This window comes from Paraburkholderia sp. HD33-4 (genome assembly GCF_021390635.1).
In the GTDB taxonomy this organism is placed as follows: domain Bacteria; phylum Pseudomonadota; class Gammaproteobacteria; order Burkholderiales; family Burkholderiaceae; genus Paraburkholderia.
Genome location: NZ_JAJEJS010000002.1, coordinates 1,641,460 through 1,661,036 on the forward strand (window position 1 = coordinate 1,641,460; position 19,577 = coordinate 1,661,036).

Genomic DNA, 19,577 nt, shown 5'->3' on the forward strand with positions numbered 1-19,577 from the left:
GCACATGGCGCGACACAAGGCCGACGTCGCTGACGACGACTTCGAGATCTTCGCCAGCTATCACGGAACAGGCGACGGCCGATATATAGGTGGACTGAAGGTACTGAGGAAAGCGGACAGACGGATTCTGTTTCCGTTCGACGGCGCACCGCAGATCGGTCCCTATGCGACCGCCGATGAAGCGCGGCGCGCCGCGATTGCGTACGGCCGCGAGATCGTCGCGGCCGATCGCGCCGCGCCGGAAAGCTGAGCGGCGCACAGTCCGACTCGCGCTGCTTCTGCACTCGGTAGCGCAGACGCAAATAGTCGTGATACCCATCAGGTTCTCCTTTTTACAAAGAGATCATGCGGCGCGGCTGTATTCGACGGCGCGACGGTCGTGCCCATCGCACCACGTCGATGCTGCGCAGCCGAGGCGCGATTGTTGCTGATCTCTTGCTGCATGCAACAGGTGCCCGTTCGACACAGCGCGCAACGACGCGGCTCGACGGCAGAACATACGAGGAGGGCGTCATGCAGAATCCCCAATCGAAAGACCCGCAGCAGCAGAGCGCGATGCCAGGCGGCGAGCAGTCCACCACGCCGGATCAGCGCGCTGCGCCCACGGTCTCCGACGAAGTCAAAGCCCGCAACAAGCCGAGCGGCACGCACTACGTCGAACCGAGTCCGCTCGGCATCGAACCGGTCGTGCAGACCGGCGTGGACCAAGCGACCAATCCGCCGCGTTCGAGCGAGCGGCCGCGGCACGGCGCCGAAGTGCCGCTCGGCACCGGCGAGCACGCCGAGCCGCCGGGCGGCGGCGGGCGCGCATCGCATCACAAGCGGCCGGGCGAGCAATGACTCGGCGCGTTGCGGGCCAGCCCGCGCCTCGAATCCGTCAACACGCAACCGGAGAAAGCGGATGCAACCGGACAATCCAACCGAATCGATGAACCCCGGCGACGAAGCGCCGCCCAACACGCCGGGCGCGGGCGAAGACCTGTGCGCCGCGTGCCACGGCACCGGCAAGGTCGAGGGCGCCCGCTGCGCGGTGTGCGGCGGCACGGGCAAGGTGCTGCAGGGCATCGGCGGCGGCTGACCCGCCGCTCGTGCGCAGGTTCGCGGCAACCTCATCACAAGCCAGGAGCCAACCATGTTCAATGAGTCCATGCACGGCTTCGACGCCGCGCAGACCGAATACGAAGCGTTCATGCTGGAGCCGCACGACTGGGTACCGAACAACGGCAAGCTGCCGGTGGTGCTGTACCGGCGCGCGCTATCGCCGGGCAGCAGCAATCTGGCCGCCGCGTTCGAAATCCTGTTCGAGCGCAATGCATGGCCCGCGCAATGGCGCGACAGCATCTTCGACTTCCATCACTTTCACGCAACCGCGCACGAGGTGCTCGGCGTGACCGAGGCGAGCGCCGAGGTGATCGTCGGCGGGCCGGGCGGACGCGTAGTGACGCTGCACGCGGGCGACGTGCTGCTGCTGCCGGCCGGCACCGGCCATTGTTTGCAATCGTTCGAGCGGCATTTTCAGGTGGTGGCGGGCTATCCGTTAGGGCAGCAATGGGACCTTCGCCGCGAAGCGCTGACGCCGCCGGAACTCGCCGACATGCTGGCGTTGCCGTTTCCGCCGCTCGATCCGATCGACGGCAAGCATGGTCCTGTGATCGAGCTTTGGCTGCAGGCGGCCTGAACTTCGTCGTTCGCGAAGTAACTGAGCCGCCGCCTTGTCGGCGGCGCGTGCAGAGTTGCGCGGTTAGGCGCATCATCTGTGGGCTTTGCCGCGATTTTCCCGCGCGCTTGCGTCCCTGACGCTGGCACGTGTGCGGTTCCACGTGCGGCTTCGCGTCCCTGTCGACACGCCCGGACCTGCGCGATTCCATGTAGACACGATGCGCCGATCCGTCCGCGCTCCGCTGCGCGCGCCGGCCGTCTTCCGAATTGCCGAACAAGGAGCGCCCCATGCAAAACGATCCCGCCCTCGATCAGTTGTGCATCAATACGATCCGCACGCTGTCGATGGACGCCGTGCAGAAAGCCAATTCCGGCCATCCCGGCACGCCCATGGCGCTCGCGCCGGTCGCCTATCACCTGTGGCAACACCATCTGCGCTACGACCCCGACGAGCCGCTGTGGCCGAATCGCGACCGCTTCGTGCTGTCGGCCGGGCATGCGTCGATGCTGCTGTATTCGCTGCTGCATCTGGCCAACGTGAAAGCCGTCGACGAACACGGCAAGCCGACCGGTGCGCCGGCCGTGTCGCTCGACGACATCGAGCATTTCCGCCAGATCGACAGCAAGACGCCGGGCCACCCGGAGTACGGCATGACGACCGGCGTCGAAACCACCACGGGACCGCTTGGCCAGGGGCTCGGCAATAGCGTCGGCATGGCGATGGCCGGGCGTTGGCACGAGAGCCACTTCAATCGCGCGGACGCGCCGCTGTTCGACTACCGCGTGTACGCGATTTGCGGCGACGGCGACATGATGGAAGGCGTCTCGCACGAAGCGGCCTCGCTCGCGGGCCATCTGAAGCTGTCGAACCTGATCTGGATTTACGACAGCAATCGCGTGACGATCGAAGGCCATACGGACCTCGCATATAGCGACGATGTGGAGAGCCGCTTTCATGGCTACAACTGGCACACGCTGCACGTCAACGATGCGAACGACACCGCCGCCTTCGAAAAGGCGCTGGTCGAAGCGAAGAGCGTGACCGACCGGCCGACGCTGATCGTGATCAACAGCATCATCGGCTGGGGCGCGCCGAACAAGCAGGACACCGCGTCCGCGCATGGCGAAGCGCTCGGCGTGGAAGAAGTCGCTCTGGCCAAGAAGTCGTATGGCTGGCCCGAGGACAAGTTCTTCTACGTACCCGAAGGCGTGCATGAGCGCTTCGCGCAGGGCATCGGCGCGCGCGGCAAGGCGGCGCGCGAACAATGGCAGACGAAGTTCGACAGCTATCAGACGCAGTACCCGGAGCTCGCGCGCGAGTTCGCGCAGATGGAAGCGCACGAGTTGCCGCAGGGCTGGGATAGCGACATCCCGAGCTTCGCCGCGGACGCGAAGGGCGTCGCGACGCGCGAATCGTCGGGCAAGGTGCTCAATGCGATTGCCGCGCGCGTGCCATGGATAATCGGCGGCGCGGCGGACCTGGCGCCGTCGACGAAAACCAACCTGAAGTTCGAAGGGGCCGGCAGTTTTCAGGCGGGTAGCTACGGTGGCCGCAACCTGCACTTCGGCATCCGCGAGCATGGGATGGGCGCCGTGGTCAACGGTCTCGCGCTGTCGAATCTGCGTGCGTACGGCTCGACTTTTCTGATCTTCAGCGACTACATGAAGCCGCCGATCCGCCTGTCCGCGTTGATGGAAGTACCGGCCATCTATGTGTTCACGCACGATTCGATTGGCCTCGGCGAAGACGGTCCAACTCACCAGCCGATCGAGCAGATGGCGTCCTTGCGCGGCGTGCCCGGTCTCACGGTGCTGCGTCCCGGCGACGCGAACGAAGTGTCCGAGGCGTGGCGTGTCGCGCTGACGCAGCCGCATCGGCCGGCGTGCATCGTCCTGTCGCGCCAGGCGATGCCGACGCTCGACCGCAGCCGCTATGCATCCGCGAGCGGTGTCAGGCACGGCGCATATGTGCTCGCCGATGCGCCCGATGGCCAGAAGCCGCAGGTGATCCTGATGGCGACCGGCAGCGAGCTGTCGATCTGCGTCGACGTGTACGAGAAGCTGAAGAGCGAGGGCATTGCGGCGCGCGTCGTGTCGATGCCATCGTGGGACATCTTCGAGCGCGAGGACAGCGCGTATCAGGAGTCGGTGCTGCCCGCGGACGTCGAAGCGCGCGTCGCGGTCGAGCAGGCTGCGTCGCTCGGTTGGGATCGTTATACGGGGCGACTCGGTGCGCAGGTCGTCATGCACACGTTCGGCGCGTCGGCGCCGATTGCGGATTTGAAGAAGAAGTTTGGCTTCACGCCGGAGGCTGTGTATCAGGCGGCCAGGCAGCAGATTGAGCGGGTGTCAAAAGGGAAGGGCGCTGCTTGAGGTGATGCGCTCGATGTGCTTGATGCGTTTTGCGAACGCTTGACGCGAAAATTGGCGCGGCGGCTGGACTTATATCCCGCTCGTAAAGTTCAGCCGCGCAACGGTGGTGGGCTCGATCACAAAGACATGGGTACGCCTCGCGTGCCGCGCAATGAGCCGCGCCGCGTATTTGATGCCGCATGAAGCGAGTACCGCGACGTCAGTCTTTGTGTCCCTGTCCGACTCTGACGAAATGAGCGGTTCCCTGAAGGGCTACGTCGCAACCCATAGTGCACGATGTCATGTCGGCGGCAGGCGGGCCACTCGGAATATGCTGAGAGCTCGTCACGCCGAACATTTCGTTGCCGTTGTCGACAACGACGGTCTTTTGCGTCAGCGTGACATCACTCGGAAAACTAATGTACAGGTGGCCCGTACAATTCCGATCCACGTCGTACGACAGCATTTCGTTTGGCACAAAGGAATCGGGTGGTGAGCCGGGCCTCACTGCGCCATTGACCATTGCAAAGTCCTCCTGCGTGCCCGATCCGTTGCCGTCAAAGGTCGCAAGTGCAACGGCGTCGACATCGTTGGGAATGGCATAGCGGTGAAGCACCTGATTTGGGGGCGTCCCTGTGAGTATGCCCAGCGACTGCGCATGAACCTTGACGCCGTACGCGCCTCTCAGTGTGGCGGTTGTGCATGCGCTGCCGTCAGCGTATGCCAGGCTTTGCAGCGATAGCAGTGCAACCGCGGCTGCCGTTACGTTATTCCAGAAACAGTTAGGCATGTTGACCTCCTTGTTCTTCAGGTCGAGTCAGTTGACGTGTATGAAGCTATCACGTCCTGCTCGAATTAAAACTTAGTACACTTGAAGAAATCAACTGCTTACGATTTCTGAGCGTCGCTAGGTTGTGGCGAATGATCCCTAAGCAGCCAAGCGTTTAGTACTATTCAAGTTGGCAAACTGTAAGAGCAACATCTGCTACAGAGAGTGCGCGAATTGAGCACGGCCCAAACTGCTCTTATGGCTGTTTGTACAGTTCGTGGATGCGTTGTGCTTCGCCGTTGCGCTGCGACTCGACGATCTCGCGATAAACCCTGAAGCACGTCTTTCTGGTCAAAGCGTATTGACTCTGAGAGGAATGGTCGATCGACGCGTTCGTTGAAGCCGATGTTGCGCTAATGGCGCGTGCCGGCAAATAGACAATGGCTTAAGAAATCCTTAATGTTTCGTCATCCGAAGAGAACGATTCACCACGCTTTTAATCCACTCCTCAATGACTACAACTGACTCTCGATCGCACGCTTATCTATGACCGACCAGACCTGCGCAATCTTACGATCGCAAAATGCATAAAAGACGTTCTCAGCAAACGCGATCCGCTTTCCTTGCACAGGGAGCGCCAGAAACATACCGGTCGGCGTACAGTCAAAATACAACCGGCTTGCAATGTGCGGCGGTTCGCAAACGAGGATCTGAATATTGAAGCTTAGGTCGGGGATCTCACGGAAATCTCTCTCCAGCATTTGACGATAGCCTGACAAGCCGATCCGTTCGTCGTTGTACTCCACGTCGTCGCCGACAAAGTCTCCCAGCTTTGACCAGTCCTGTTTGTTCAGGCAAGCGATGTAGCCTCGGTAGATATCCGACAGATCGATGCTGTCCATCTCAATCGTCCTCCATCCTTTAGCGGATCAATTGATTGTCGATGATCCAGGCTTGCGTGTCGGACACCGGCGCTGTCGAGACCTAACGGCAAAGATCTCCGGCGAGATACGCAGCTACCGGGGCGGTTAGCGCAGTGCCGCGCAGTTCCTGCGGCGAGGCGAAGTGCGCGGCGATGATCTCACGATTATCGATCCGCAGATCGGGTAGGCTGTCGAGGCGCAGTTCAAAGAAATACACCCGGTCTCTCCGCCCATCCCACGTGCCGTAGACGCTGCCCGCGGGGATCAATGGGTGCGGCGGCAGACCAATTTCCTCCTCCATCTCGCGCTGCGCCGCTGCCTCAGGCGTCTCACCCGGGTGGACACTTCCTCCGGGAAGATTCCACTCGGCCCGGTATGACGCCTTGACGAGCAACAGCGACTGCCCGACGTAGATTGCCACGAGCGCGCCCTCGTGGTGGGGGCGTCGAACGTGCCACCAGACACGAGCGAGCCGGTATCCGAGGCGAAGCGCGATGCGCCAAATAAAGTCGATAATCATAGAACCGTAGTTTAGCCAGCGGCTTCCCATTGCGGAAATCCCGATCGAGCCGCCGGGTGGTTTGTTCGCGACTCAATTCGCCGGAATCGTCACCACCGGCGCCTTGCTGCTCGTATCCGATTCCGCGAGCGCCATCAGATTCTGCACCACCGTAAACGCATATTTCGAATCGAAGTCATTGCGCTCGACCCAATACACCGAAGGCCCATACGCTATCGACACATAAGCGTCGTCCGGCGCGGCCTTGCCCGAATGGACGATGATCGTCGGCCTTGTTTCGCCGCCGATCAACCCGACGGTCGGCTTCGTCGAACCATCGCTGATGCGCTCCTGCGGCACCTGCACCTGCGCGCCGAGATCGCTGAGGATGCCGAGCACCGAGCGCGTGACCATCGGAATGCGCTCACCCTTCTGAGAAGTCGACGAAGGCCCGTACACAATCTCATAGCTGCGTGTCTTCGCCGACAGATGCAGTAGCTTGCGAACGCGCGCGACATCGACGGCCGTGCTCGGCGACTCGCCGCTCGTGGTCGCGCCGATCGACAGGAACACGGCCAATGCGGGGCTCTGGCCGCCTTTGAGATCGGCCTTCGCATCGAGTTGACGCGTCTCGACGTTCAGCTCGCCCGCCATTTGCAGACGACGTAACGCCTGCAGCAATTCGAAGAAGCCCGGCGCCCCCGCGCTGTTGTCACCACCCAGCGCATCGCCGTTGCGCAGGCCGCCGATCGATTGAGCGGTGATGCGCAACAGCAGATCGATCGGCACGCCGCCCTCAGCGAGCGGCAACACGAGCGCCGGCGCGAGCGGCCGGATATACGCGGACGCGAACGCTTCGCCGGTGGTCGGCGTGAACGTGAAGGTTGGCCGGTTCGAGTACGACACGCTGCCGGTCGCCTGCGCGTAGTTCGGCATGCTGCCCGAGCCGGCGTTGACGGTCGCGCCCCCGGTGGTATCGAACGTGTAGGCGGCGATGATGCTGCTGACGGTCAGGAACGCGGGCGCGTCGCCGTAGCGCAGACCGATCACGGCGGCGAGGATCGCGCGCTTCTTCGCGTCGCCGAGCGCGCGCGCATAGTCGACCTGGTCGGCCTTCAGACGCGAGGGGCCGATATGCACGCACGCGGTCGTGAGGCAGGCGGCGCACAACGCGGCGGCCAAGGAAGCGGTTCTGAGCATGGGCGGGCGGAAGCGGAAGCAATCCGCTGAACAATGGAGTGTCCGCTCGCGGTAGCAGAAGCTATTCCCGCGCAAGCGGCGGGCCTCGTCCGCGTCCGCGTCCGCTGCCGCTTCGTCGCCGGCCCGGCGCGTCGCGCAGCACCGTGGCGCGTGCGTCGACGCGAAAGGGCGTTGGCACGCTTTACCGTGGCTTTGCAAGAATTGCAGAATTGCGCGCGGTTCTTCTGTTGCGGGACTATGAACCGTCGGCGTCGATGCCTACTTGTGAGTTGTCCCCTGCGCCGTGTTCAAGCGTGCTGCGATACGTGCGCGATTGCATCTCCGCCAGCCGGCTCAGCGTACGCGACAGATCGTGCGCGCCTTCGAGGCCGATCAACGCGCTCTCGATCGGCTGATCGGACGCGATGAAGAGGGCACGCTTGCGGTCGTAGAAGATGTCGATCAGCCAGACGAGGCGCTGCAGCGTATGCGACTGCCTCAGTGCTTCCGTATGCAAACGATCGACGATCAAGCCTTGCCATTGCTCGGCGAGATCGAGGTAGTCGAGGTGCGAGCGGCTCGCGACGCACAGTTGCCCGAAGTCCGCCCACATCAGCGCGCTGCCCGCCGCGCGCGCTTCGAGGGGCCGGCCCGCCGCGCTCAGCGTGACTGCTTCGATCACCGCGTCGCGCTCGTGGCTCATGAAGATGTCGCGCAACGCAGCGTCGCTCGATGCGTCGAGCGGCGCGAAAAAGCGCGGCACCTCCGCTGTTTCGCCGCCGAAGCGATAGTCGCGCGCGCCGTCGAAATGGATCACCGTGAAGCCGCGTTTGATCTGCCCGATGGTCGGCACAAAGCGCTCGTGAAACTCGGGGTCGGGCAGCAGATCGTCCGGTGCATAGTTCGACGTCAGCACGATGCGCGTGCCGAGGTTGATCGCGGTGTCGAGAAAGCGGCCCATCAGGAACGCGTCGGCGATATCGTGCACATGAAATTCGTCGAAGCACAGCAGCTCGATGCCGTCGAGCCATTGCCGCGACACGTCGCCGAGGCGGTCGTCGCCCCGCGGCGCGTGCACGAGCCGGCGGTTCATTTCGCGCAGGAACTCGTGGAAATGCAGGCGCCGTTTGCGGCATGGCGCAAGCTCGAACAGCGTATCGACGACGAGGCTCTTGCCGCGCCCCGGCATGCCATAGCAGTAGACGCCTTGTGGCCCGAACGCGGCGGTTGACCATGCATGCCGCGCGCGCTGCTGCGCGCCGAGCAACGCGACGAGCGCGCCGATGGCCTCGCGCTGGCGCGCATCGGGGGTGATGCCGCGCGCGCTCAACCCGCGCGCGATGCGGGCTTCGTCAAGCATGGGCGAGAGCGTCCATGCCTGATGGCGCGAACGATGTGACTTGCGCGAATGACGCAGTGAAGGCTGCCGCGAAAGCGGCGAGGACGTGTGTGAGCATGAAATAACGGCCGACGTGATGGCCCGCGACGAAGCAGGCCTAATGAGCGCGTGCACGGAGCGCGCGTCATTTTACCAGTCACGTCCTTCGTCGAGCGTCGGCGCGCGCGGATCGTGGAACGGCTACCGCGTCATTTGTCGTGATGCCCGGGCAGCACGGCACCGAGCACCTGCTTCGCCACCAACGGATGTTCGTCGCGACCAGCCTGCCTAGCCGGTCCTGATCGTCGGCTGCGGTGCGTCGAGCGGTTCGTGGCCAAAGCGCTCGTATTGCGATATCACCTGCGCGCCGAACAGCAGCAAGGTGGCGAGCCATTCGAAGCTGAGCAGGATCACGATCGCCATCGTCAGTGAGCCATAAACGACGCTGACCTGCGACAGCGTGGCGAAATACCAGACCAGCGCGTGCCGCGTGATCTCCCACAGCACGCCGGCCACCACGCCGCCGATCAGCGCGTGTTTGAGCGACGGACGCCCGACCGGCATCACCAGATACACCGAGGTCAGCACGAAGATTTCGCCGGCGAGCCCGAACAGATACAGCACCACGCGCGTGAAGCCATGCAAAGACACATGCAGGTCGAACAGTTGAAGGCCTTCGGCGCCGATCGCGTCGAGCGCGCTCGATACGAACGTGACGATCAGCAGCCCCACGCCGAGAAACAGGATGTAGCAGTACGGCAGCAGCGCCGAGATCAGGAAGTGGCGCCGCTTCACGACGACGCGATGCACGAAGATCAACGACATCGCGTTTTCGAGCACGGTGAACGCGAGCGAGCTGAAGAAGATCATCGTCAGCAGCAGCACCCAGCCGATTACCACGCGATGCTGCAGAAAGTTCGACAGCTCACGCACGAGTGCGGCCGATTGCCCCGGCACGAGCCAGCGAAGCAGATGCGCGAGCGCATCGAGCACCAACTGCTGCGGCACCACCCGCGACAGCACGACCACGATCAGGATCAGCAATGGGACGATGGACAGCAACGCGTAGTACGCGACCGCGCCCGCGAGCAGCAGCCCCTGGTTCGCGCGGAACGCCTTCAGCGTTTGCAGCAGGAAGCGGCCCGGGTGTTTGAGGATCAACAGCGCATGCTGGTCGAGCAGGATCGGCATGAGGCCTCGCGATGCGCGTCGGGCACTGCCGGATGACAGCCGCTCTCGACACGCCTGTGTGCTTTATATACCGTAAGCAGAAACGGGGCCATCAATTGCGCGGCATACAGTTTGCTTGGCCGCGTCCGGAGAATCGCGTTCCCTTCCTGAGGACAGCCGATGAATCAGCCGCCGCGTCAGACGAACAGCGCGCCGCAAGCCAGCGATCTGGTGCTCGCGCGGCCGGAGGGACTGTATTGCCCTGCCGGCGATTTTTACATCGATCCGTGGCGGCCGGTCGAACGCGCGGTGATCACGCATGCGCATTCCGATCACGCGCGCTTCGGTCATCAGCGCTATCTGGCCACGCGCGCGGGCGCGGGCGTGCTGCTGTCGCGGCTGCCGGGCATATCGTTGCATGCGCTCGACTACGGCGAGCCGTTGACGATCGGCGCGGCGCGCGTGTCGCTGCATCCGGCCGGGCACGTGCTCGGCTCGGCGCAGGTGCGAATCGAGCACGCGGGGCGCGTGTGGGTCGCATCGGGCGACTACAAGCTCGGAGCCGATCCGACCTGCGCCCCGTTCGAACCGGTGCATTGCGACACGTTCATCACCGAATCGACGTTCGGCCTGCCGATCTATCGCTGGGATCAGCCGCAAACCGTGTTCGATTCGATCGATTCATGGTGGCGTCACAACGCGTCGGAAGGGCGCGCGTCGGTGCTGTTCTGCTATTCGTTCGGCAAGGCGCAGCGCGTGCTCGCGAGCGTCGATGCGGCAATCGGGCCGATCTTCTGCCACGGCGCGGTCGAGCCGCTCAATCGCGCGTATCGCGACGCGGGCGTGCATCTGCCACCGGTCGGTCTGGTCGGCGAGATTGCCGCGAAACAGAAGGCGGTGTTCAAGCAGGCGTTGATCGTCGCGCCGCCGTCGGCGCAGAACAGCGCGTGGCTCAAGCGTTTCGGCGACTACAGCGATGCGTTCGCGTCGGGCTGGATGCGTCTGCGCGGCGCACGTCGCCGGCGCGGCGTCGATCGCGGCTTCGTGCTATCGGATCACGCGGACTGGCCGGGTCTGCAAACGGCGATACGCGAGAGCGGCGCCTCGCGCGTGATCGTCACGCATGGCTCGATCGAACCGATGGTGCGCTGGCTCAACGAGCAGGGCCTGCAAGCGAGCGCGTTCGAAACGCAATACGGCGACGATAGCGTCGAAGCCGACGCGGCCGGAGCCGACGAAGCGCCGACGACGAGCGAATCATGACGGGCACTGTATGAAACGTTTCGCGGCTCTCTACACCGCGCTCGATGCCACCACGTCGACGCACGACAAGCTCGCGGCGCTGACCGGTTATTTCTCAGCAGCCGCACCCGAAGACGCCGCATGGGCCTCGTATTTCCTCGCAGGCGGCAAGCCGCGGCAACTGGTGCCGACGCGTTTGCTGATCGAACTCGCGCGCGAACGCGCGGGTCTGCCCGAGTGGCTATTCGAGGAGTCGTATCACGCGGTGGGCGATCTGGCCGAGACCATCGCGCATATCCTGCCGCCCGCGCAGCGCAACTCCGAGCTGGGTCTCACGCAATGGATCGAGCAACGCATGCTGCCGTTGCGCGGCCTGCCGCCCGACCAATTGCGCACGCGTCTGCTCAGTTACTGGGACGAACTCGACTGGGACGGCCGCTTCCTGCTGACCAAGCTGATCGGCGGCGGCTTTCGGGTCGGCGTCGCGCGACAACTGGTGGTGCGCGCGCTGGCCGAAGTGGCCGGCGTCGACCACAAACGGATCGCGCAACGGATGGTCGGCTGGACCGATTCGCAACAGAAGCCCGACGCGGCACGCTATCTGCGTCTGATCGCGCCGCAGACCGACGACGATACCCAGGCGCACGCGCCCGCACACGACAGCGAGCTCGGCCTGCCGTATCCGTTCTTTCTCGCGCATCCGTTGCAGACCGATCCGGCCGCGCTCGGTGACCCCGCGCACTGGCTGATCGAATGGAAGTGGGACGGCATACGCGCGCAACTCGTCAAACGCGGCGGCCGCGTATGGTTGTGGTCGCGCGGCGAGGATCTGATTACCGATCGTTTTCCCGAGGTCGCGGCATTGGGCGAGTCGTTACCGGATGGCTTCGTGATCGATGGCGAGATTCTCGCGTGGGAGCCCGGCGCGGTTGCGCCGTTGCCGTTCGCGCGGCTGCAACCGCGCATCGCCCGCAAGACGCTGACGCGCAAGATACTCGCGGATTCGCCGGCCGCGCTGCTCGCATACGACCTGCTCGAAGCGCACGGACAAGACCAGCGCATGAGCCCGCTCGCCGAACGGCGCGCCCGGCTCGATGCGCTGGCCGCCTCTGTCGATGGCACGCTCGCGCGTGGTCTGCTGCGCGTATCGCCGCTCGTCAGCGGTGCGGACTGGAGCGCGCTCGCGGCCTTGCGCAACGAGAGCCGCGCGCGCGGCGTCGAAGGCTTGATGCTCAAGGAGCGCGAGTCGATGTACGGCGTCGGCCGTACCAAAGCTTCGGGTACATGGTGGAAATGGAAGATCGACCCTTATGCGGTAGACGCTGTACTCGTTTACGCGCAGCGCGGTCATGGCCGTCGTGCGAGTCTTTACACGGACTACACGTTCGCGGTGTGGGACGAAGCCGACGGCGTGCGCACGCTGGTTCCGTTCGCGAAGGCCTATTCGGGGCTCACCGACGAAGAGATGCGTCGCGTCGATGCGATCGTGCGCAAGACCACGGTCGATAAATTCGGCCCCGTGCGGAGCGTCACGCCGACGCTCGTGTTCGAGATCGGCTTCGAAGGAATACAAGCGAGTTCGCGCCACAAGTCCGGCGTGGCCGTGCGCTTTCCACGCATGCTGCGCTGGCGTACGGACAAACATATCGACGACGCGGATACGCTCGCGATGCTGAAGGGCTTCATCGATGATCGTGCGGGATAACCCGCTGAGCGCAAACCCCTAACGTGTCGAGCATTTTTTTATCGGCATCGTCGCTTATCCTTTTGTTATGACCGCGTCATCGATTTGCGCCAAAAGAGCGCTAGCGGCATGCATTGCGTGGACCCCTCAATCCGTTGAAGTACCGATATCATGCGACGCCACTGAACGAGGCGGACTGCACAACGACAGAGCGCCAACCGATGTTGCGCAGTGCGCACATCGCAAGCGCCGTCATTCAAACGCCGTGATGAATGGGCACGCTAAATCCCGCATTCCAGGGTGATCGCACGCTGGAATGAGCGACGAGGCGCGCCGGCTGCGGCATCGTCCGCGCGGAGCGGGAATAACAAGAACCTGGTCGTGGTCTGGCAGACGCCATGGGATCGAATCTTGCGCGCGTCGCGCGAGATGCCATTCATGGCGAATGGAAAAGGGCGAGAAAAAATGACTGTGTTCAACGACAACGTGGACAGCAGCGACGACGTGCTCGTATGGCGGCCGATCCGCTATGCGATGGCCGCGCATCGTCGCGTGCTGGTCGTCGACGATTACCGGGAAGCGGCTGACGCGCTGCAAATGCTACTGATGGCCGACGGCTTCGAATGCCGCGCGCTCGACGATCCGTTTGCCGTGTGCGAGACCGCGCGCGAATGGCAGCCGTTCGCGGTGGTGCTCGACATCAAGATGCCGGGACTCGATGGGCTCGAACTCGCGCGGCGTCTGCGCGCGCATCCGCAGACTTCGCACATGCTGCTGGTCGCGTGCACCGCGTTCGCGTCGCGCGATGACCGCGCGCTCGCGAAGGCCGCCGGCTTCGACGCGCATTGCGCGAAGCCGTTGACGCCCGAGCGTCTGCTGCGCGTGCTCGAATCGGCGGCCGCGTTGCATGCGGCGGAGCCATCATCTGAATCACGTTGTTAGCGAAAACTGACTGACGATTCAGTCATTTCTGCTCGGTCGTCGTCAGAAATCGCACCCGGCTCTCTGCGATCCTGTTTGTCATTTGTCTGCCATCTGGTTGCCACCTTTCTGTCCGTTGCAGTTTCTTTAGCCATCAGAGCCCCCGCGTTGTCAGGCAAGCGGGGGCTTCCCCACGCTATGGCATGCAGGCCCACTCGTTGCTGAACGACCGTGGACTCGGCGCGTTCGTGTTTGAAGCGCGCTACATCTCGGGGGCGACGATTGGGGTCACGAGGGGCGCGCCGATTATTTAGGTGGTCGAACCGAAGGCGGCTTGGCCGCAAGCGATCACGCACGCGTCGATCGACTCGACGCGGCAACGCCGACCTCAATCCGCGTACTTGAACTCCGGCAACGCCTCGAGCGATTTCTTGGTCGCCTCGGGCAGCACGACGTGCCGGTTGTCGATCTGCAGATCGTTGAACGGCACGGCGACCAGATGCTTGCCCATGCCGAGAAAGCCGCCGACCGACAGGATCGCGTACGTGGTGCGCTCGGTGCCCGGCGACACGATCAGATCATCGAGCGTGCCGATGTTGTCCTTGGTGCGGTTGTACACATCGGCACCCGACAGCTTCGACGCACGATAGCCGCTCGCGAGTTGCACGACGTCCGTGCGTTTTTCGGTGATCGCCTGCGGGGCGCCTTGCGCGAACGCGTTGCCGCCCGTGCCTAACGCGGAAATTAGCGTAATGGCGGCGAGAAGCGATGCGGAAGCGGCAACCGGTTTGATCTGCGTGTTGCGCATCATCTGGGTTCTCCCTGTTTGCTGTCGTGGCGTGTCAATCGCGCTGAGCGCGCACGCCTGCTTCCATGCTGCAAATCGCGTGCCGCGGGTTTGGTCGAGGAGATGGGCTTCGGGGCGGGCCCGAAAGTTGCTCACTGAGCCCGCCTGCTGCCTCGCGCGCTGTGCAATGTCCGGCGCGCGCGGCTCGAATGCCTACACTGGAACCACGAGCAGCAACGAATACGTGGAAAGGCGGTTGAAAAAAAAGCACACGCGCGACCCTGAAATACCAAACTCCTTGCGTCCACTGAGAACATCTATGTCATCCCCAGCCAGCTACTCGACGCGCATCTCCGAAGGCACGCCTTTTCCGCTCGGTGCGACATGGAACGGCAGCGGCGTCAACTTCGCGCTGTTCTCCGCGCACGCGACCAAAGTCGAACTGTGTCTGTTCGATGAAACCGGCCAGCACGAACTCGAACGGATCGAGCTTCCCGAGTACACCGACGAGGTATGGCATGTATTCATACCGAATCTCAAACCGGGTGACGTCTATGGATACCGGGTGCATGGTCCTTACGAGCCCGAGAACGGGCATCGCTTCAATCCGAACAAGCTGCTGCTGGATCCGTATGCGAAGGCGCACATCGGCGAGCTGAGATGGGCGCCGGAAATTTTTGGCTATACGCTGGACTCGGAAGAGCTCGATCTGTCATTCGACGAACGCGACAGCGCGCCCTTCGTGCCGAAGTGCAAGGTGGTCGACGCGAATTTTTCGTGGAGCCATCCGGAACGCAACGCGCTGCCATGGGAGCGCGTAATTCTCTATGAGACGCACGTGCGCGGCTACACGAAACGTCATCCGCAAGTGCCCGAGCATTTGCGCGGCACATTCGCGGGTCTGGCGCAGCAGCCGGTGCTCGACTACATCCGCAGCCTTGGCGTGACCTCGGTCGAGTTGATGCCGATCCAGACGTTCGTCAACGACAATCATCTGCTCGACAAGGGTCTGACGAATTACTGGGGCTACAACACGATCGGCTTTTTCGCGGCCGATCCGCGTTTCTTCGCGTCGTCGACGGATTCGGTCGGCGAGTTCAAGGAGATGGTCGACCGTTTTCACCAGGCCGATCTCGAGGTGATACTCGACGTCGTGTACAACCACACGGCCGAGGGCAACGAACGCGGCCCGACGATCTCGTTCAAGGGCATCGACAACGCGTCGTACTACCGGCTGATGCCCGACGAGCCGCGCTACTACATCAACGACACCGGCACCGGCAATACGCTGAACCTGTCGCATCCGCGCGTGCTGCAGATGGTGACCGACAGTCTGCGCTACTGGGTCACCGAGATGAAAGTGGACGGCTTCCGCTTCGATCTCGCGACGATTCTCGGCCGCGAAGATCACGGCTTCGACGAGGGCGGCGGCTTTCTCGACAGTTGCCGCCAGGACCCGGTGCTCTCCAGCATCCGGCTGATCGCCGAGCCGTGGGATTGCGGCCCGGGCGGCTATCAGGTGGGCGGTTTTCCGCCGGGCTGGGCTGAATGGAACGATCGCTTCCGCGACACCGTGCGCGCGTACTGGAAGGGCGACGAGGGCACCGCCGCCGATCTCGCGACGCGCGTCACCGCGTCGGGCGACAAGTTCAATCATCGCGGCCGGCGGCCGTGGGCGAGCGTGAACTTCATCGCCGCGCACGACGGCTTCACGCTGAACGATCTGGTCTCGTACAACGACAAACACAACGAGGCAAACGGCGAGGACAACCGCGACGGCCATTCCGACAACAGGTCGTGGAACATGGGCGTCGAAGGACCGACCGACGACGCCGACATCCGCCAGCAGCGCGAGCGCCAGAAGCGCAATCTGCTTTCGACGCTGCTGCTGTCGCAGGGCACGCCGATGATCCTCGCCGGCGACGAATTCGGCCGCACGCAGCAGGGCAATAACAACGCCTATTGCCAGGACGACGAGATCAGCTGGGTCGATTGGGATGCGATCGACGACGACGGCCGCGCGCTCACCGAGTTCGTGCGCAATCTGACCACGCTGCGCCACCGCTTGCCGGTGCTGCGGCGCGGCCGTTTTCTGACTGGCGAATACAACGAGACGCTCGACGTGACCGACACCCGCTGGCTATCGCCGGATGGCACCGACATCACGGACGAGCAGTGGGCCGATTCGTTGATGCGCTGCTTCGGCCTCGTGATCGACGGCCGCGCGCAGGCGAGCGGCATTCGCCGTCTCGCGTCCGACGCGACCTTATTGCTGGTGCTGAACGCGCATCACGACGTCGTCAACTTCACGTTGCCCGACATTCCCGAGGGCGAGCGCTGGACCTGCCTCGTCGACACCAACATGCCGGTGCGCGCCGAACTGCCGCAATTCAGCGCGGGTGACGAGTACCAGGTGACCGGCCGCTCGCTGCTGCTGTTCGCGCTCGAAGCGCCGAGCCGCGCGACGCAACGCGTGTTCGACCGGCTCGAAGAGCAACTGACTTCCGACGAAGCCGAGTCCGCACCAGGCTGATCAGCGACGCCGGCCCCATTGCAGAAGCGGGGCGCAGCCCAGGTACAACGTTTGCTCTTCCCGTCTGGTGACGACACGCACGCGTCTGCGATCTTCGCGACGGCAGGAGCGCGCGCACGAACAGCCAGGTTGGGGGAACAAATGGAACAGGAACCGAGCATCGACGAGCAGATCCGCACGCGCGCCTACTATCTGTGGGAGCAGGCTGCCGAGCCGAAGGGCACGCCCGAGCAATACTGGGAGCAGGCGAGCAGTGAGATCGAGAAGGAGGCACCACCGGTCGAGAGCGGGCCGGTGTCGGGCGATACGATGAAATAGGCATTGCTCAATAGTACTGAGTAATGCGACTCCGGGCCGCCGCACCGCGTGCGGCTCAGGGACCGTTTTCCCACGTCCGACTTTCGCTCCACGACATGAACGACACACCCGAGCCGCGCGGCACGAGCCCCGCCGCGCGCATTCAGGCGGCGTCCACCGCATTCGGCATCGAGGGCCTCGTCACGTTCGGCGTCGCCGTGATCGCGGTCGCGTGCCTGTACTTTGCGAGCGCCGTGATGATTCCGATCACGCTCGCGATCCTGTTGAGCTTTCTCGTTGCGCCGCTCGCCGATGCGCTGTGCCGGCTCAAACTCGGCCATGTCGCGTCGGTGTGTGCGGCAGTCGTGATTTCGGTGTCGGTCATCGCGCTGCTGTGCGCGATGATCGCCACCCAGCTGACCGATCTCGCGGCCGGCATGCCGCGCTATCAGGCGACCATCCAGCACAAGCTCGACACCGTGCACAGTCTGACGATCGGCAAGCTGAACCGGTTCGCGAGCGAGGCGGGGCAGGCGTTGCAGCGCGCGACGATCGAGCCGCCGCAACCGCAAGCGCCGAACGGTGCGGCGGCCGCGGCGAGCCCGCAGGCGTCGACCGCGGTGCCGGTGGAGGTGCGCGAGCCGGTGCCGACGCCGTTCGAGCTCGCGCGACGGGTGCTGTCGCCCGCCATCAGTCCGTTGGAAACCGCGTTCATCGTTTTCGTCGTCACGATCGTGATCCTGCTGCAACGCGACGACCTGCGCGATCGCGCGATCCGGCTGTTCGGCTCGCGCGACCTGCATCGCACCACCACGGTGATGGACGAGACCGCGCGGCGCCTGAGCCGCTACTTCGTGTCGCAACTCGGCGTGAACACCGGCGTTGGCGTCGTGATCGGCGCGGGGCTCGCTCTGATCGGCGTGCCGAGCCCGATCCTGTGGGGCATTCTGGCGGCGCTGCTGCGGCTCGTGCCGTACGTCGGCATCTGGATCGCGGCGACGCTGCCCACCGCGCTCGCCGCCGCGGTCAGTCCCGGCTGGGCGACGGCGATCTGGTCGCTGGTGCTGTTCGTGGTCGCGGAGCTGGCGGTAGGGCAGGTGGTCGAGCCGCTGCTGTATGGACGCAGCACGGGCTTGTCGCCGTTTTCGGTGGTGGTCGCGGCGATCTTCTGGAGCTGGATCTGGGGGCCGATCGGCCTGATCCTGTCCACACCGTTGACGCTGTGTCTGCTGGTGCTCGGCCGGCATGTGCGGCGTCTCGAGTTTCTCGACGTGCTGCTCGGCGACCAGCCCGCGCTGACGCCGGTCGAAAACTTCTATCAGCGCGCGCTCGCGGGCGATCCGGATGAAGCGATCGAGCAGGCCGAAGTGCTGCTGCGCGACCGCTCGCTGTCTGCGTATTACGACGAAGTCGCGATCAAGGGCTTGCGGCTCGCGGCCAACGACGTAACACGCGGCAGCGTGACGAGCGCGCAGCTCGCGCGCATCGAGTCGACGACCAACGACCTCGTGGACGGCCTCGACGGCTACGAGGATCGCGAGCCCACGCCGCATGCGACGCAGGCGAACCGGGGTGCGGTGGGGCCGCTCGCGCCCTCCGACGACGCGCGGGCCGCGCGGGTGGCGCCGCAATCTAACGCCGCAGCGAACAGCGGCATCAGCACCCCAATGCTCACGCCAGAGCAGACCCACTGCCCTGAACAGACGCCGGTCAGCGAACCGTCCACCGCCGCGCCCGGGTTCGCCTGGCATGCGCCGACGAGCCGCGTGTTGTGCCTGCCGGGCCGTGGCCCGCTCGATGCGCTCGCGACGGTCATCCTGCTGCAGTTGCTCGGCAAGCACGGCTTCGCGGCGCGCTCGCTGCCGCACGAGGCGGTGTCGCGCGCGTCGATCGACAGCCTCGAGGCGGGCGACGTCGGCATCGTTTGCATTCTGTATCTGCAGATCGACGGCATGCCTTCGCATCTGCGCAATCTGGTGCGGCGCATTCGCGCGCGCTTGCCGGAGGTGTCGATCGTGGTCGGCCTTTGGACACCCGAGGAGATGCAGCAGTGGAGCGCGGAACAGCAGGATTCGCTGGAAGCGGAGGGCTCGGCGACGTCGTTGCAGCAGATGCTGGCCGCGTGCCGTCGCGTCGATGCGACGCGAACGGTGCTCAAGGAGCCGCAGTTCGAGGATGGCTGAA

At 64.1% G+C, this 19,577-nt stretch carries 18 protein-coding genes; 11 read left to right on the top strand and 7 right to left on the bottom strand.

Annotation, left to right across the window (positions count from 1 at the left end; genetic code table 11):
* The first annotated feature begins 4 nt into the window (after nucleotides 1–4).
* The 5 genes from L0U84_RS27580 (at nucleotide 5) to tkt (ending at nucleotide 4,032) form a co-directional block, all read left to right on the top strand.
* Entirely contained in the window at nucleotides 5–250 is a 246-nt protein-coding gene (locus L0U84_RS27580) for a DUF6723 family protein (protein ID WP_233854707.1), read from the top strand.
* Between the two features lie 263 nt (nucleotides 251–513).
* Nucleotides 514–840 carry a hypothetical protein gene (locus L0U84_RS27585; RefSeq protein ID WP_442794053.1) on the top strand — a complete coding sequence of 109 codons (327 nt, stop codon included), beginning with the start codon at nucleotides 514–516 and terminating at the stop codon, nucleotides 838–840.
* Between the two features lie 61 nt (nucleotides 841–901).
* Nucleotides 902–1,078, top strand: coding sequence for a hypothetical protein (locus tag L0U84_RS27590; protein ID WP_018425189.1), 177 nt, complete (start codon nucleotides 902–904; stop codon nucleotides 1,076–1,078).
* 54 nt (nucleotides 1,079–1,132) lie between these two features.
* Nucleotides 1,133–1,678: a cupin gene (locus tag L0U84_RS27595; protein ID WP_233854709.1), complete on the top strand. Its 546-nt coding sequence runs from the start codon at nucleotides 1,133–1,135 to the stop codon at nucleotides 1,676–1,678.
* Between the two features lie 269 nt (nucleotides 1,679–1,947).
* Nucleotides 1,948–4,032, top strand: a complete 2,085-nt coding sequence (tkt, locus tag L0U84_RS27600; RefSeq protein WP_233854711.1) for a transketolase — start codon at nucleotides 1,948–1,950, stop codon at nucleotides 4,030–4,032.
* A gap of 199 nt (nucleotides 4,033–4,231) precedes the next feature.
* On the opposite strand, the gene L0U84_RS27605 is transcribed toward tkt, so the two are convergent.
* From L0U84_RS27605 to L0U84_RS27630, 6 genes are all read right to left on the bottom strand, one after another.
* A complete protein-coding gene (locus L0U84_RS27605) occupies nucleotides 4,232–4,801 on the bottom strand; it encodes a hypothetical protein (protein WP_233854713.1) in 570 nt (189 codons plus the stop codon).
* A gap of 494 nt (nucleotides 4,802–5,295) precedes the next feature.
* Nucleotides 5,296–5,682 (bottom strand): ester cyclase, encoded by a 387-nt coding sequence (locus L0U84_RS27610; RefSeq protein ID WP_233854715.1) that lies wholly within the window; start codon nucleotides 5,680–5,682, stop codon nucleotides 5,296–5,298.
* 82 nt (nucleotides 5,683–5,764) lie between these two features.
* The gene (locus L0U84_RS27615; protein ID WP_233854717.1) at nucleotides 5,765–6,253 is read right to left on the bottom strand and encodes an NUDIX domain-containing protein; all 489 of its coding nucleotides are present in this window, start codon (nucleotides 6,251–6,253) and stop codon (nucleotides 5,765–5,767) included.
* Between the two features lie 42 nt (nucleotides 6,254–6,295).
* Nucleotides 6,296–7,402 (bottom strand): hypothetical protein, encoded by a 1,107-nt coding sequence (locus L0U84_RS27620; protein ID WP_233854719.1) that lies wholly within the window; start codon nucleotides 7,400–7,402, stop codon nucleotides 6,296–6,298.
* Between the two features lie 235 nt (nucleotides 7,403–7,637).
* A complete protein-coding gene (zapE, locus tag L0U84_RS27625; protein ID WP_233854721.1) occupies nucleotides 7,638–8,741 on the bottom strand; it encodes a cell division protein ZapE in 1,104 nt (367 codons plus the stop codon).
* 306 nt (nucleotides 8,742–9,047) lie between these two features.
* Entirely contained in the window at nucleotides 9,048–9,950 is a 903-nt protein-coding gene (locus L0U84_RS27630; RefSeq protein WP_233854723.1) for a YihY/virulence factor BrkB family protein, read from the bottom strand.
* Nucleotides 9,951–10,109: 159 nt separating this feature from the next.
* Between L0U84_RS27630 and L0U84_RS27635 the strand changes: the two genes are divergently transcribed.
* The 3 genes from L0U84_RS27635 (at nucleotide 10,110) to L0U84_RS27645 (ending at nucleotide 13,797) form a co-directional block, all read left to right on the top strand.
* Nucleotides 10,110–11,192, top strand: coding sequence for a ligase-associated DNA damage response exonuclease (locus L0U84_RS27635; RefSeq protein ID WP_233854724.1), 1,083 nt, complete (start codon nucleotides 10,110–10,112; stop codon nucleotides 11,190–11,192).
* A 10-nt stretch (nucleotides 11,193–11,202) separates the two neighbouring features.
* Nucleotides 11,203–12,876: an ATP-dependent DNA ligase gene (locus L0U84_RS27640; protein ID WP_233854725.1), complete on the top strand. Its 1,674-nt coding sequence runs from the start codon at nucleotides 11,203–11,205 to the stop codon at nucleotides 12,874–12,876.
* 444 nt (nucleotides 12,877–13,320) lie between these two features.
* On the top strand, nucleotides 13,321–13,797 hold the full coding sequence (locus tag L0U84_RS27645; protein ID WP_018425151.1) for a response regulator: 477 nt from the start codon (nucleotides 13,321–13,323) through the stop codon (nucleotides 13,795–13,797).
* 367 nt (nucleotides 13,798–14,164) lie between these two features.
* Here the strand turns inward: L0U84_RS27645 and L0U84_RS27650 are convergent, their stop codons facing one another.
* On the bottom strand, nucleotides 14,165–14,587 hold the full coding sequence (locus L0U84_RS27650) for a PRC-barrel domain-containing protein (RefSeq protein WP_233854726.1): 423 nt from the start codon (nucleotides 14,585–14,587) through the stop codon (nucleotides 14,165–14,167).
* Nucleotides 14,588–14,882: 295 nt separating this feature from the next.
* On the opposite strand from L0U84_RS27650, the gene glgX reads away from it, so the two are divergent.
* The 3 genes from glgX (at nucleotide 14,883) to L0U84_RS27665 (ending at nucleotide 19,576) form a co-directional block, all read left to right on the top strand.
* On the top strand, nucleotides 14,883–17,096 hold the full coding sequence (gene glgX / locus L0U84_RS27655) for a glycogen debranching protein GlgX (protein WP_233854727.1): 2,214 nt from the start codon (nucleotides 14,883–14,885) through the stop codon (nucleotides 17,094–17,096).
* A 141-nt stretch (nucleotides 17,097–17,237) separates the two neighbouring features.
* Entirely contained in the window at nucleotides 17,238–17,414 is a 177-nt protein-coding gene (locus tag L0U84_RS27660; RefSeq protein ID WP_233854728.1) for a DUF2934 domain-containing protein, read from the top strand.
* A 95-nt stretch (nucleotides 17,415–17,509) separates the two neighbouring features.
* Complete coding sequence (locus tag L0U84_RS27665) at nucleotides 17,510–19,576, top strand: AI-2E family transporter (RefSeq protein WP_233854729.1); 2,067 nt, start codon at nucleotides 17,510–17,512, stop codon at nucleotides 19,574–19,576.
* Nucleotide 19,577 lies beyond the last annotated feature (1 nt).

Excerpts from the sequence above, each read along its gene's own strand:
- L0U84_RS27580 (WP_233854707.1), top strand. The coding sequence starts at position 5 with ATGGCGCGACACAAGGCCGACGTCGCTGACGACGACTTCGAGATCTTC.
- L0U84_RS27585 (WP_442794053.1), top strand. The coding sequence starts at position 514 with ATGCAGAATCCCCAATCGAAAGACCCGCAGCAGCAGAGCGCGATGCCA.
- L0U84_RS27590 (WP_018425189.1), top strand. The coding sequence starts at position 902 with ATGCAACCGGACAATCCAACCGAATCGATGAACCCCGGCGACGAAGCG.
- L0U84_RS27595 (WP_233854709.1), top strand. The coding sequence starts at position 1,133 with ATGTTCAATGAGTCCATGCACGGCTTCGACGCCGCGCAGACCGAATAC.
- tkt (WP_233854711.1), top strand. The coding sequence starts at position 1,948 with ATGCAAAACGATCCCGCCCTCGATCAGTTGTGCATCAATACGATCCGC.
- L0U84_RS27605 (WP_233854713.1), bottom strand. The coding sequence starts at position 4,801 with ATGCCTAACTGTTTCTGGAATAACGTAACGGCAGCCGCGGTTGCACTG.
- L0U84_RS27610 (WP_233854715.1), bottom strand. The coding sequence starts at position 5,682 with ATGGACAGCATCGATCTGTCGGATATCTACCGAGGCTACATCGCTTGC.
- L0U84_RS27615 (WP_233854717.1), bottom strand. The coding sequence starts at position 6,253 with ATGGGAAGCCGCTGGCTAAACTACGGTTCTATGATTATCGACTTTATT.
- L0U84_RS27620 (WP_233854719.1), bottom strand. The coding sequence starts at position 7,402 with ATGCTCAGAACCGCTTCCTTGGCCGCCGCGTTGTGCGCCGCCTGCCTC.
- zapE (WP_233854721.1), bottom strand. The coding sequence starts at position 8,741 with ATGCTTGACGAAGCCCGCATCGCGCGCGGGTTGAGCGCGCGCGGCATC.
- L0U84_RS27630 (WP_233854723.1), bottom strand. The coding sequence starts at position 9,950 with ATGCCGATCCTGCTCGACCAGCATGCGCTGTTGATCCTCAAACACCCG.
- L0U84_RS27635 (WP_233854724.1), top strand. The coding sequence starts at position 10,110 with ATGAATCAGCCGCCGCGTCAGACGAACAGCGCGCCGCAAGCCAGCGAT.
- L0U84_RS27640 (WP_233854725.1), top strand. The coding sequence starts at position 11,203 with ATGAAACGTTTCGCGGCTCTCTACACCGCGCTCGATGCCACCACGTCG.
- L0U84_RS27645 (WP_018425151.1), top strand. The coding sequence starts at position 13,321 with ATGACTGTGTTCAACGACAACGTGGACAGCAGCGACGACGTGCTCGTA.
- L0U84_RS27650 (WP_233854726.1), bottom strand. The coding sequence starts at position 14,587 with ATGATGCGCAACACGCAGATCAAACCGGTTGCCGCTTCCGCATCGCTT.
- glgX (WP_233854727.1), top strand. The coding sequence starts at position 14,883 with ATGTCATCCCCAGCCAGCTACTCGACGCGCATCTCCGAAGGCACGCCT.
- L0U84_RS27660 (WP_233854728.1), top strand. The coding sequence starts at position 17,238 with ATGGAACAGGAACCGAGCATCGACGAGCAGATCCGCACGCGCGCCTAC.
- L0U84_RS27665 (WP_233854729.1), top strand. The coding sequence starts at position 17,510 with ATGAACGACACACCCGAGCCGCGCGGCACGAGCCCCGCCGCGCGCATT.